At 66.1% G+C, this 11,815-nt stretch carries 11 protein-coding genes; 4 read left to right on the forward strand and 7 right to left on the reverse strand.

Annotation, left to right across the window (positions count from 1 at the left end; genetic code table 11):
* Positions 1-60 precede the first annotated feature (60 nt).
* From GWG54_RS05915 to GWG54_RS05925, 3 genes are all read left to right on the forward strand, one after another.
* On the forward strand, positions 61-1,017 hold the full coding sequence (locus tag GWG54_RS05915; protein ID WP_167936896.1) for a transcription initiation factor IIB family protein: 957 nt from the start codon (positions 61-63) through the stop codon (positions 1,015-1,017).
* A 167-nt stretch (positions 1,018-1,184) separates the two neighbouring features.
* A complete protein-coding gene (locus tag GWG54_RS05920; protein WP_167936897.1) occupies positions 1,185-1,544 on the forward strand; it encodes a hypothetical protein in 360 nt (119 codons plus the stop codon).
* A 519-nt stretch (positions 1,545-2,063) separates the two neighbouring features.
* Entirely contained in the window at positions 2,064-2,777 is a 714-nt protein-coding gene (locus GWG54_RS05925) for a TMEM165/GDT1 family protein (protein WP_167936898.1), read from the forward strand.
* A gap of 97 nt (positions 2,778-2,874) precedes the next feature.
* Here the strand turns inward: GWG54_RS05925 and GWG54_RS05930 are convergent, their stop codons facing one another.
* The 5 genes from GWG54_RS05930 to GWG54_RS05950 form a co-directional block, all read right to left on the reverse strand.
* Positions 2,875-3,150, reverse strand: coding sequence for a DUF3006 domain-containing protein (locus tag GWG54_RS05930; protein WP_167936899.1), 276 nt, complete (start codon positions 3,148-3,150; stop codon positions 2,875-2,877).
* Positions 3,150-4,214, reverse strand: a complete 1,065-nt coding sequence (locus GWG54_RS05935) for a ComEC/Rec2 family competence protein (protein WP_209438284.1) — start codon at positions 4,212-4,214, stop codon at positions 3,150-3,152. The genes GWG54_RS05930 and GWG54_RS05935 overlap by 1 nt, the downstream gene beginning before the upstream one ends.
* Before the next feature lie 209 nt (positions 4,215-4,423).
* Positions 4,424-5,656 carry a Tm-1-like ATP-binding domain-containing protein gene (locus GWG54_RS05940; RefSeq protein ID WP_167936900.1) on the reverse strand — a complete coding sequence of 411 codons (1,233 nt, stop codon included), beginning with the start codon at positions 5,654-5,656 and terminating at the stop codon, positions 4,424-4,426.
* A 76-nt stretch (positions 5,657-5,732) separates the two neighbouring features.
* Positions 5,733-6,566, reverse strand: a complete 834-nt coding sequence (locus GWG54_RS05945) for a phosphoenolpyruvate hydrolase family protein (protein ID WP_167936901.1) — start codon at positions 6,564-6,566, stop codon at positions 5,733-5,735.
* Between the two features lie 149 nt (positions 6,567-6,715).
* Positions 6,716-8,242 carry an alkaline phosphatase gene (locus GWG54_RS05950; RefSeq protein ID WP_167936902.1) on the reverse strand — a complete coding sequence of 509 codons (1,527 nt, stop codon included), beginning with the start codon at positions 8,240-8,242 and terminating at the stop codon, positions 6,716-6,718.
* Between the two features lie 131 nt (positions 8,243-8,373).
* Here GWG54_RS05950 and GWG54_RS05955 point away from each other — a divergent pair, with 131 nt between their 5' ends.
* Positions 8,374-9,309 carry a glycerophosphodiester phosphodiesterase gene (locus GWG54_RS05955; RefSeq protein ID WP_167936903.1) on the forward strand — a complete coding sequence of 312 codons (936 nt, stop codon included), beginning with the start codon at positions 8,374-8,376 and terminating at the stop codon, positions 9,307-9,309.
* 362 nt (positions 9,310-9,671) lie between these two features.
* Here the strand turns inward: GWG54_RS05955 and GWG54_RS05960 are convergent, their stop codons facing one another.
* Positions 9,672-10,094: a GtrA family protein gene (locus tag GWG54_RS05960; protein WP_167936904.1), complete on the reverse strand. Its 423-nt coding sequence runs from the start codon at positions 10,092-10,094 to the stop codon at positions 9,672-9,674.
* Positions 10,094-11,569, reverse strand: coding sequence for a sulfatase (locus GWG54_RS05965; RefSeq protein ID WP_167936905.1), 1,476 nt, complete (start codon positions 11,567-11,569; stop codon positions 10,094-10,096). Before GWG54_RS05965 ends, GWG54_RS05960 begins: the two co-directional genes overlap by 1 nt.
* Between the last annotated feature and the right edge of the window lie 246 nt (positions 11,570-11,815).

Below are 11,815 nucleotides of genomic sequence, written 5' to 3' on the forward strand. Positions count from 1 at the left end.
TTCTCGACGGGGCGCCGCTCGAACGAGGGTTTAAGACACCATGGACGCGAACCTATTTGTATGGAGCGCTCTCTGCGCCAGCGCGACTCGAAATCGGCCCACACGGAGCAAGAATCCGCGGACGAGCGAACGTGCGACGAGTGCGGCTCGAGCGCCCTCACGACGAGCGAGGATCAGGGCGAGCTCGTCTGCGAGGACTGCGGACTGGTGATCGAAACGAGGAACATCGACCGGGGCCCGGAGTGGCGCGCGTTCAACCACTCGGAACGGAACAGCAAATCCCGCGTCGGGGCGCCCACCACCAAAACGATGCACGACAAGGGCCTCACGACGCAGATCGATTGGAAGGACAAGGACGCCTACGGTCGCTCGCTGTCCTCGGAGAAGCGCAACCAGATGCACCGCCTGCGCAAGTGGCAAGAGCGGATTCGCACCAAAGACGCCGGCGAGCGCAACCTGCAGTTCGCGCTCAGCGAGATCGACAGGATGGCCTCGGCGCTCGGCGTCCCACGATCGGTTCGCGAGGTCGCAAGCGTCGTCTACCGGCGGGCGCTGAACGAGGATCTCATCCGCGGGCGTTCGATCGAGGGGGTCTCGACGAGCTGTCTGTACGTCGCCTGTCGACAGGAGAGCATTCCGCGCAGTCTCGAGGAGGTGGCCGACGTCTCCCGGGTCGAAAAGAAAGAGATCGGCCGAACGTACCGCTACATCGCCCAGGAGCTCTCCCTCGAGATGAAACCCGTCGACCCGAAGGAGTACGTCCCCCGGTTTTGCTCCGCGCTCGACTCGAGCGAGGAGGTCCAGGCGAAGGCTCGAGAGATCATCGACACCACCGCGGAACAGGGGTTGCTCTCCGGAAAGTCTCCCACGGGGTTCGCCGCCGCCGCGATCTACGCTGCCAGCCTGCTGTGCAACGAGAAGAAAACCCAGCGCGAGGTCGCGGACGTCGCGCAGGTGACCGAGGTGACGATTCGGAACCGGTACCAGGAGCAGATCGAAACGATGGGCATCCACTAGCCGCCGTTCGAGAGTCCGCCGATTCCGTTCGGTCTGGTTCGCGCCTGGTCTCGTTCGCGTCGGCGGAAACGGTTCCCGTCCGGAGCCGTAATGTGGTGGGATAGCGCTCAGCGCACCCGGTCGTGGCAAGCCTGCTAATTTCCCACCTGCGCGACCTCGGGACGGGTATGGCACCGACAGTAGCCGCCAGGGCAGCGCTGGACCGTCCGGCGAACCCCCCGGTACGCATCTCGTTCGCGCTGTTCTGGCTCGTGGATCTGATCGCCACCGTCCTTCTCTTCCCGGTTCCCTACGCCACCGAACTGAACCCGATCACGACGTACTTCTACGAGGCGATCGGCGTGCCCGGCGTCGTTCTCGCGGGGACCGCGTACGCCGCCGTCGTCGTCCTGATCGGACACTACCTCTCGAAACCGTACGATACGCTGTTCGCTACGGGCGCCGTCCTCGTGTACGCCGTCTGTGCGATCAACAACGTGGTTCTCCTGTTCAGCGGAGACGCCCCCTTCGAACTGTTCGTCGTGTAGGACGGCTTTCGCGCCCCGCGTACGGAGGCTCCGAGACCCGCGCGCTTCGACGCCTCGGATCCCGCGCGGGCGGTGTCCGACCGCAGCGAATCGCTCGGCGACGGTACGGCCATCTCGAGCCGGTTTGGCGGCCGGCGTCGTCCTGCGGTCGCGCTCGTCGCTGTCGGACGGGACCGCGTGCTCGAGGGGCGATCTCGGCTCGACGATTCGCCACGGTACCGGTACCGCATACAACAAATATAACTATTAGACGGAACTAAACCAGCGCGAGATGAGACCGAGCGGTGCGCCGAAGGGTTGCCTGCAGGCGAGCGACGAGTCCGGAGTCGCCGAACGCTGGCCTCCCGCCACGGATCGTCCCGTCGAGCGACTCGAGACGGGAGCACCGCCGGGAGTCCGTTTATCCGGTAGTATCGAACGGTACCGACGGCGTCACCTCGAGTCGGACGTGGTACCGATCGACCGTTCGCCGGTCGAACCGACCGGAACGCCCAGCGTCGGTGCTCCGGGGGTCGATCGATGACCGATTTCGTCGCGCTCGTCGCCATCGCGGCGGTCGCACAGCTCGCCGTGCTCCCGGGCGAGAAAGTGCAGTTCATCATCGCGGGGCTCTCGACGCGGTACGAGCCGCTGTTGGTCGTCGGTGCGGCCGGGGCCGCGTTCGGCGGTTGGACGGCTCTCGAGATCCTGTTCGGGCGGGCGATTCAGGGGGTGCTTCCGGGGATCGCTCTCGACGCGATGACTGCCGGGTTGTTCTTACTGTTTGCCGTGTTGCTCGTCCGTTCCGCACCCGACGACGCTGCGGAACCGGGTAGAACGAAGACGGACGGCGGCATCACCGGCGCGGAGCTCCCAGGAGACGACACGGAGTTCGAACTCTTCGGACGCACGATCGACGGTCCGATAGGGCATTTCCTCGCGATTTTTACGATGATGGCCGTCGGCGAGTTTGGGGACAAGACCCAGCTCGTCACCATCGGGCTCGCCGTCGAGTACGGCGCGAGCCCGGCGATCTGGCTGGGAGAGATGCTCGCGATCGTTCCCGTGAGCGTAGCCAACGCCTACTTTTTCCACCGCTTCGCGCATCGCTTCGACGCGCGGAAGGCTCACTACGTCGGGGCGGCGCTGTTCGCCTTCTTCGGACTGGACACTGTACTGGCGATACTCACCGGGTTCTCGGCCTGGGAACGAGTGATCGGGTCGCTCTCCGAACTGATCGTGGCGGTAGCGTGAAACGGAGAACGGGCGCAGTTCGATCCTGAAGACGCTCGCGACTACGCAGACGACGTCAGCCGTGGATCCTCCCCCGTCGATCTGCTCGCTCGTGCGCTCACTCGCGATCGGACAGCTCGGAGGAGAGCCGATCGAACCGATCCCGAACGGATTCCCGCCGCGACCGGGTAACGTCGGGCAGGTACTCCGCTTCGCGGAGTTCCTCGCCCTCGACGGCGACCTCGAGAACCGCCCCCTCGTGTCGACCGTCCGCCGGAAGCCGATCGAGGTCGACGTCCAGTTGCTCGACGGTCTCGCCGTCCGCCTCGAGCAACAGTACCGCCGTCGGCCCGTCCTCGATGCGATCGAGGGTCGCGGTGTACGTTTCGCTCATTAGCTTGCCGTTGGGGCCGGAGTCACATGAATCGGTGGCTCGAGCGCGGCCCGCGACTCGCCGGATCGCTTTTCCTCGAGCAGCGCGCCGGCGTCGGTCGAGAACTCGCGTTCCGTCTCGAACTCGTAGTCCTCCCCGTCGGTCGTCAGCACGATATCGCCGTGAACGCCGGTCCAGTAGGTCTCGATGTCCCGTGTCGCGTAGTCCTCGAGGACCGCGTCGGAGGGGTGGCCGTACTGCGAGTCGTACGCGCTCGAGATAACCGCCGACGCCGGATCGACCCGCTCCATGAACGGCCGGGTCGAGGACGTCGACGAGCCGTGGTGGCCGGAGTGGTAGACGTCCGACTCGAGGGCGGAGCCGTACTCCTCGGCCATCCGTTCCTCGGCGTCGGCCTCCGCGTCCCCGGTCGTCAGGTACGAGAACTCGCCGAACTCGACCATGAGGGTGACGCTGTTGTACTGCTTGTCCGTTCCCGACTCGCCCGCCGGCGGGTTGAGCACGTCGACGGTCGCGTCGCCGAACTCGAAGCCGTCGTTTTCGTCGACGACGAACAGCTCGACGTCGTGCGTTTCGACCGCGTCGAGGTACCGCTGGTAGGTCTGGCTGTTCGAGGTCACTCCGGAGTCGTACACCGCGCCGACGCCGTCGCGTTCGGTCTCGTAGTGTTCGATGACGGCGGCGTGACCGCCGATGTGGTCGGCGTCGGCGTGGGTCGTCACGAGGTGGTCGATGCGATCGACGCCCCGGGCCTCGAGGTACTCGATGACGCCCGCGCCGTCCTGGCGCCAGTCGCCGGAGTCGACGAGCATCGTCTCCCCGGACGGCTCGACGAGCAGCGTTGCGTCGGCCTGGCCGACGTCGATGTGGTGTATCTCGAGTTCGCCGTCGACGCCCGACGAGTCGGACGTCTCGTCCGAAGACCCGTTTTCGGCGGGCACAGTTAGATTTCCGTCGGCGTCCGTCCCGTCGGTCCGATCGGGGTCGGCCGTCCCGCCGCCGTCAGCACAGCCGGCGAGAAGCAACATCGCCGCGACGAGCGCGATCACCGGGAGTCGTTTCATGCCCCGTTCTATTCGGGAACGCTACATGGTCGTTTGGGAGACCGTCGGTGTCGGGAGGACGGGGTCCCGCCGCGGCGACTCGCATGAGTGATCAGCGCATCAATTGAACCCCTCGAGACGGAGACAAAATCTGTTCAAGGGAAACGGGATCAGACCAGGCTCTGTGGTATGTTCAAGACTTATGCAGACCACTCCCGCGAGTCGCCGGGTTATCCCTCCTCCGAAGGGGCTCGCCCGGTCGCGCGCATGTACTCGTCGAGCGTGTCCGCGAGCGCCGTCGCGACGGCCTCGTCGTTGATGTCGGCCTCCAGCTCGACCAGTTCGACGTCGTCGTCGAGGGTCGAGCGCAGGGCCTCGAACAGGGCCGCGTCGGCCTCGGGATCGTGGAAGTCCTCGCCCTCGACGTCGATTGCGGAGACGCCCTCGAGGGGAACGACGAGCGCAGTCGGCCCGTCGGCGGCGTTGAGCTTCTCCGCGAGTATCTCGCCGAGCTCGGCGTTCTCCTCCGGGGTCGTCCTCATCAGCGTCACCTGCGGGTTGTGAACGTGGAACTGGCGTCCCTCGAACTCCTCGGGAACCGACTCGCGGGGTCCGAAGTTGACCATGTCGAGCGCGCCCGTCGAGACGACCTGCGGGACGCCCTCGGCCCCCGCGGCCTCGAGGCGATCCGGGCCGGCGCCGAGCACGCCGCCGACCAGTTCGTCCGCCCACTCGGTCGTCGTCACGTCGAGGACGCCGTCGACGACGCCCTCCTCGACGAGCGACTCCATCGCGCGCCCGCCCGTCCCGGTCGCGTGGAACACGATCGTCTCGTACCCCTTCGCCTCGAGGCGCTCGCGGGCCGTCTGCACGCACGGCGTCGTCACGCCGAACATCGTGATCCCGACCGTCGGCCGATCGTCGACCGCGACGCCCGGGTCGTTCGTCACCATCCCGACCATCGCCAGGGCCGCGTTGGCGATCACCCGCCGCGAGAGCTGGTTCAGCCCCTCGATGTCAGCGACCGAGTACAGCATCATCACGTCTCGAGCGCCGACGTAGGGCTCCGTATCGCCCGAGGCCATCGTCGACACCATGAGCTTCGGCACCCCGATCGGGAGCGCCCGCATCGCCGCCGTCGCGATCGACGTGTTCCCGGACCCGCCGAGTCCGAGCACGCCCTCGAGGTCGCCGTCCTCGTGGAGCCGGCGAGCGACGTCGGCCGCACCCTCCCCCATCGCCGCCGTCGCCTCGCCGCGGTCGCCCGCCTCCCGGAGCGCCTCGAGGGTCGTCCCGGCCGCCTCGGCGACGGCGTCGGCCGACGTGTCCGGATCGAACGGCGGCTCGCCCATCACGCCGGCGTCGACGACGTGTGCGTCGACGCCCTGGGCCTCGAGGACGTCCCTGGCGAAGCCGATCTCCTCGCCCTTCGTGTCCAGCGTGCCGATGATAACGACGCTCATTGGCTCGAATCGGGCTCGGCGCGGTAGGCCGTGCGGACGCCGCCGCGTTCGGTAACGTGTGGAAAGACGGACATGCTCAGGTATCGATCGCCTTGAACTCGCGGGCCTGGTTCTCGATCGCCTCCTCGGTCGGCAGTCGCTCGAGGCTGGACGCGCCGAAGAACCCGACGACGCCCTCCGTGTTGTCGAGGACGTACTGAGCGTCGTCGGGCCAGGCGATCGGCCCGCCGTGACAGATCACCAGCACGTCCTCGTCGACGTCTTTGGCCGCGTCGTGGTGGGCCTGGACGCGTTCGGCCGCGGTTTCCAGATCGAGCGCCGTTTCGGCCCCGATGTCGCCCGAGGTCGTCAACCCCATATGGGAGACGATCACGTCGGCGCCGGCCGCGGCCATCTCGCGCGCTTGCTCCTCGGTGAAGACGTACGGACAGGTGAGCAGGCCCTGCTCGGCCGCCTCCCGGATCATGTCGACTTCCCTGTCGTAGCCCATGCCCGTCTCCTCGAGGTTCCGCCGGAACCCGCTGTCCTCGTCGATGAGCCCGACGGTCGGGAAGTTCTGGACGCCTGCAAAGCCACGCCGCGCGAGGTCCTCGAGGAAGACGTCCATCTGTCGGAACGGATCGGTTCCGTTGACGCCCGCGAGCACGGGCGTGTCCTCGACGACCGGGAGCACCTGTCGGCCCATGTCGATGACGATCTCGTTGGCGTCGCCGTAGGGAAGCAACCCCGCCAGCGATCCGCGGCCGTTCATTCGGTACCGCCCGGAGTTGTAGATGATCAGCAGGTCGACGCCGCCCCGTTCGGCGAACTTGGCCGACATCCCCGTACCGGCGCCGGCCCCGACGATCGGCTCTCCGCTCGAGACCGTCTCGGTCAGTCGGTCGAGTACTTCTTCGCGTGTGAATGCCATTCGATGCCGACCGACCACGCTCTCGGTATTCATCGTTCGGATATATCAATTCACGTGAACGAACGGGCGGGGAGACGGAGCAGGTCGGTACCCGACGGCTCGTCGGGGGTCGCTTCCGACAGCGGGCGCGGAACGGAAACGCGACCTCCTCAGACGATCCCCAGCGCGTCGGCGACGACGTCCGCGATGTCGGTATTATCCCGGGCCGTGTTGAAGAACTCGGCGTTGGGCCCGTCGGCGTACAGCGGAACGTCGACGCCGGTGTGTCCGTGAGACGTGAACCCGAGCAACACCTTCCGGTTGAGGAGGTCGCGGATCACGGGCATACCCGAATAAAACGGCCCGAGATCGATCGACCGATAGAGATCGCCCGCCGAGTGGTTTCGGTCGAGCTCGGCGAGTTCGAACCCGCCGACCTCCCGCATGACCCGATCGAGGTCCTCGACGTCCTCGACCTCTTCCTCGATCGCGGGATTGATCCCTTCGGTGACGCTCGCGGTAAGCTGATCGACCATCTCGTAATCGACGTTGTAGATGCCGTCGCGCGCGAGCGAGAGACCGCCACACTCGTGGTCCGCGGTCGTCACCACTGTCGTCGGCAGGGTCGAATCGTCTCGAGCGAAGTCGAGCACCGACCCGACCGCCTCGTCGCCCTCGAGCTGTTCGTCGAGGATCGCGGGCTCGTTCTTGTGCCCGCAGTGGTCGACACGGCCGGCCTCGACCATGAGGAAGAACCCTGCCTCACACTCCGAGAGTAACTCCAGCGCCTTCTCGGTCATCTCGACCAGGCCCGGCTGCGTTCCGTCGATCCGCTGGCGGTCGATGTGGTAGTCCAGGTGGCTATCGTCGGTAAACAGTCCCAGCACCGGGGCCGCCTCGACGCTCGAGAGGTCGCCGGCGGTCTCGACGATCTCGTAGCCGCGCTCTTGGGCAGCGCCGAAGAGGTCCGCACCGTCGTCGCGCTCGTCGGGATCGAAGTAGTCCCGTCCGCCGCCGAGTAACACGTCTACCTCGGTCTCCTCGATATACTGCCGCGCGATTTCGTCCTCCATCGAGCGGTGAGGGACGTGAGAGGCGAACGCCGCGGGCGTCGCGTGAGTGATACGCGTCGTCGTCACCAGTCCGGTGGCGAGTCCGGCATCCCGCGCCGCCTCGAGGATCGTCTCCACCGGGACGAACTCGTCGTCTTCCCGGACCCCGCCGATGGCGCCGTTATACGTCTTTACGCCCGCCCCGATGCCGGTCGCACCCGCCGCACAGTCGATCGCTCCCGGGCTCGTCGCGCCGGCCGCCGAGTCGACCACCACTTCGTTCGGGTCCGCGGGAAACGTCGTCATCGTTCCGTGAGAGGTGTGGCGATCCAAGTTGAGCCCCGCTTCGGCGGGATCCGCGTTTAGCGGGAACTGATCCGGATCGTCCCGATACGCTTTCAGATACCGCGATCCCGTAACCTGCGTCGGGCCCATTCCGTCGAAGATGAACATGACCGCGTTGCTCGGATCGCGCTCACCGGTCGATCCGTCCGCCCCTTTTGCCCGCGTTCGCTCGCTAAGCGCGGCCGTCCCCGTTAGCGCCCCCACCCCCTTGATGAACGAGCGTCGGTCCGTCGAAATCGGTAGCAGGTCGGCCGGATCCGGCGCGCTCGAACTCCCGCAGCAGTTGGTATTTGTTCCCATAACACACAGGTGATTCACGCGGCGATATAAGCTTCTAATTATTTTTTATCTATATAATGAGTATTATATATTCGAGGGAAAATTGTGCACTGCTAATTATTAAGTGTTAGTCAACCGATGTGGTTTTTGCAATGTCAGAACACACCAGAGATCTGGCCCGACGACGACTCCTTCAGGGTTCCGGCGCGGCCGTAACCGCAGCGGCCTTCGGGTCCACTGCGGCCGCGCGGGAAGGGACCGAGACGAAGGAACGTAGCGACAATTCGCGGAATCCGGGACGAAGCCCGAGTATCATCGCCCACCGGGGGTTCGCGGGAACGTACCCCGAAAACACGGTAGCTGCGGCGCGAAACTCCGCACGAGACGGTGCCGAGATGATCGAAATCGACGTGGTTCCGTGTGCGGACGGCGAGGTGGTGGTCTTTCACGACGACGGCCTGAGCGAACGCCAGGGCGGCGACCGCGGTCTCACCGATGCCGAGGGGCTCGTCTGGGAGACGGACTGCGAAACCGTACTCGCTGCTGAAGTGCTGGAATCGAGTCAGACCGTCCCGACGCTGCACGAGGTGCTGAAGGCGGTCCCGCCGTCCGTCCGCATCAACATCGAGCTGAAAAACGCGGGCTCGACGGAGTTGGTGGCCGGAAATCTCGAGGGTGAGGAGTTAGCGGAGCAGGAGGAGCTCTGGCGGCCGTTCGTGCGGGACGTTCTCGCGATCGCGGACGAGTACCGAAACGAGATCCTCGTGTCGTCGTTCCACGAGGCGGCGCTTTCGATCACGCGCGAAGTCGATCCGTCGATCCCCATCGCCTTCCTGTTCTCGGACGACCTCGAGGCCGGCCTCGAGGTGACTCGCGAGTACGACGCCGAGGCGATCCACCCCGCCTTCGAACTCGTCTCCGGAACGCCGTTCTCCGAGGGAACTGACGACGTCGACATCGTCGACGCGGCTCACGAGGAGGGACGCGAGGTGAACGTCTGGACCGTCCAAACGTGGTACGAAGCGACACAACTCGCCGAGGCCGGCGTCGACGGCCTCATCGCGGACTATCCCGGCTTGCGCTGTTGATCTCCCCGCCGTGAGACTCGGCGACGACGGCTCGAGGAGTCGAGTCCGCCGCGCTTCGCGGGCGTCGTTCTCGAGGGCGACAGGGCTGTGCCGGGCCGAAGCTTCGACCCCGCCGCTTGCGTCGGCAGGCCACAGCGCCAACACGCTCGTTCCCCTTATCGAGAGTATGATCGGTGCAATACGGTCGATACTCAAGGAGGCCATCAGTCTCGTCATCGCGATCATCACGTTCCCGCTTCGCGCGCTGCGACGCCTGCTGTAGTCGACGCGCGACGTCGGCGATCGAGCCGATCGAACGGCGAGTAACCGACTCTCGTGCGGGCGGTTCTCACTCGAGAACGCGACGATCGACACGTTCGGGGTTATCCCCAGGTCCAGCGAGCGTCGAGGACGTACCGATAGATACCGCTGACGACGATCGCGATCGCGTTGGCCACCAGGTACGGCACGTACAGCCACTCGACGAAGAGCCCGAGCACGGCGAGCTGGATCGGGATCGCCGTCCCGCGGACGAGGTTCGTCTTCCCCAGGCCGACGAGGTACTCGATCGGTCCGGTCTTGCGATCGGCCTGGAAGGTCCAGGCGTTGTTGAGGACGTAGGAGAGAACGATCGTGATCTCGATCGCGATCACGGCGCCGAACAGGTAGTGGAGGTCGATCCAGTCGACGAACGTCCAGAGCAGCGCCATCTGTACCCCCGCAGCGAAGGTACCGACAGCGACGAACCGGCGCAACTGGGGTGCGATCGGTCCGCTGTAGAGCTCTCGGACGAACCCGCGGAACATCACCGATACCCCAACGCCGAGAGGCGGGTCTCGAGGTCGTCGTCGATCGACTCCTCGCCGTCGGCGCGATCGGCGTCGCCGTCCGCAGCGGCGTCGGACCCGCGGATCTCGTCGACGTGGTCCGCAGCGATCGCGGCGAACTCGTCTACGAGCGCCCGCTGCTCCGGTGTCGGGTCCGCGGCGAGATTCGTCTGCTGGACTGGATCCGTAGGGCGGTGGTAGAGCTCGATCCCGCCTTTCGCGGCGTCGTCGTCTGTCGCGTCGACGTTCTCGATGTAGGTCCAGTCCCGGTCCCGAACGCTGACGAGCAGGTCCCCGTCCTCGAGCGAGCGCGGAATCGGTTGGGACGCCACGTCCTCGCCGCGGACGGTGACCGAGACGACGGGATCGTCGTCGGGACAATCGTCCCCGCGAACGGTCGGAACGAGCGACGATCCCGTCCACGCCTTCGGCGACCGAACGTCGAGCAGGTCGGTCACCGTCGGGGGAATCGCGTCGAGTCCGACCTGTCGGTCGACGCGTCGCTGGTCGCTCCCCGGAACGTCGACGAGCAGCGGCACCCGAATCAACTCGTCGTACAGCTTCGGGTAGTGTGCGAGGTGGCCGTGTTCCTGAAACTCCTCGCCGTGGTCCCCGGCCACGACGACCGCCGTCTCGTCGTCGAGGCCGTTCGCCGACAGGGTCTCGAGGAGCCGGCCGATACTCGCGTCGACCTGTCGGACGGCCGCCTGGTAGAGCGTTCGCAGGTCCGACAGCGTTCGCTCGCCGACGTCCAGTCCCAGCCCCGTTCGCGTGTGAGCGAGCAGCATGCGGTGGGTTCCGAGCAGGTCGGACGAAACGTCGCGGATGTACCGCGGGGCGGGGGCGTACGGCGTGTGGGCGTCCATGTAGTGGACCCACAGAAAGAACGGCGAGTCCGTTTCCTCAACGAACGACTGCGCGGCGCGTTCGACGTCGAACATGCGCGAGGTGTCCAAGAAGGGCCGGTCGTCGGTATCTCGCCGTAGCCAGGACTCGGCGCGGCGGAACGGCGACGCGGCCAGTTGCAGCCACGCCTCGACCGTCGGGTGCGCCGCGAGGTAGCGGCTGTAGACCCCCGATCCGACGTTCGCGACGAACGACTCGAACTCGTCGAACCCGTCGTCGTAGCCCCAGTGGGAGGTGAGAAATCCGTTCGCGGCGTTGAAGCCGGCCGTCGCGACGCCCGCGTCGGACAGCGCGCCGGCCAGCGACGGCGAGTTCTCGATCCCGATCCCCCCCGCGTCTGCGAACACCGGCCGCGACGCGAGCATAGACGGGAACGAAAACGGCGTCCAGTTCCCGGTCGCGAACGCTCGATCGAAGACGGTACCGCGGTCCGCGAGCGACTCTAACACCGGCGTGTGTCGGTCGTCGTCGTACGGACCGATCGCGTCGGCCCGGAGCGAATCGACCGTCACGAGCACGACGTTCGAAACGGGCGTCTCATCGACCATCGAACGGCTCCCTCCGGGTGCCCGCTGGCGATCGTGCGCGGATCGGCGACGTTGTCGCTACCAATCGATGAGACACTACGTTGGTGACTGGTCGGTCAGTTACGGAAATGAGCGTTTCGGTATCCGGGGCGCCGCGACACGGATCGCTCCGGTTGCAGAGATAGATAATTGTGCCGTGTTGACTCGATGGAAACGCTGCTACTCCATGAGGGCGTAAACCAAGCATGGGGCGCAAGAGACCGACCG

The sequence above is a fragment of the Natronococcus sp. JC468 genome (assembly GCF_012163165.1).
Classification (GTDB): domain Archaea; phylum Halobacteriota; class Halobacteria; order Halobacteriales; family Natrialbaceae; genus Natronococcus; species Natronococcus jeotgali.

Excerpts from the sequence above, each read along its gene's own strand:
- GWG54_RS05915 (WP_167936896.1), top strand. The coding sequence starts at position 61 with ATGGAGCGCTCTCTGCGCCAGCGCGACTCGAAATCGGCCCACACGGAG.
- GWG54_RS05920 (WP_167936897.1), top strand. The coding sequence starts at position 1,185 with ATGGCACCGACAGTAGCCGCCAGGGCAGCGCTGGACCGTCCGGCGAAC.
- GWG54_RS05925 (WP_167936898.1), top strand. The coding sequence starts at position 2,064 with ATGACCGATTTCGTCGCGCTCGTCGCCATCGCGGCGGTCGCACAGCTC.
- GWG54_RS05930 (WP_167936899.1), bottom strand. The coding sequence starts at position 3,150 with ATGAGCGAAACGTACACCGCGACCCTCGATCGCATCGAGGACGGGCCG.
- GWG54_RS05935 (WP_209438284.1), bottom strand. The coding sequence starts at position 4,214 with ATGAAACGACTCCCGGTGATCGCGCTCGTCGCGGCGATGTTGCTTCTC.
- GWG54_RS05940 (WP_167936900.1), bottom strand. The coding sequence starts at position 5,656 with ATGAGCGTCGTTATCATCGGCACGCTGGACACGAAGGGCGAGGAGATC.
- GWG54_RS05945 (WP_167936901.1), bottom strand. The coding sequence starts at position 6,566 with ATGGCATTCACACGCGAAGAAGTACTCGACCGACTGACCGAGACGGTC.
- GWG54_RS05950 (WP_167936902.1), bottom strand. The coding sequence starts at position 8,242 with ATGGGAACAAATACCAACTGCTGCGGGAGTTCGAGCGCGCCGGATCCG.
- GWG54_RS05955 (WP_167936903.1), top strand. The coding sequence starts at position 8,374 with ATGTCAGAACACACCAGAGATCTGGCCCGACGACGACTCCTTCAGGGT.
- GWG54_RS05960 (WP_167936904.1), bottom strand. The coding sequence starts at position 10,094 with ATGTTCCGCGGGTTCGTCCGAGAGCTCTACAGCGGACCGATCGCACCC.
- GWG54_RS05965 (WP_167936905.1), bottom strand. The coding sequence starts at position 11,569 with ATGGTCGATGAGACGCCCGTTTCGAACGTCGTGCTCGTGACGGTCGAT.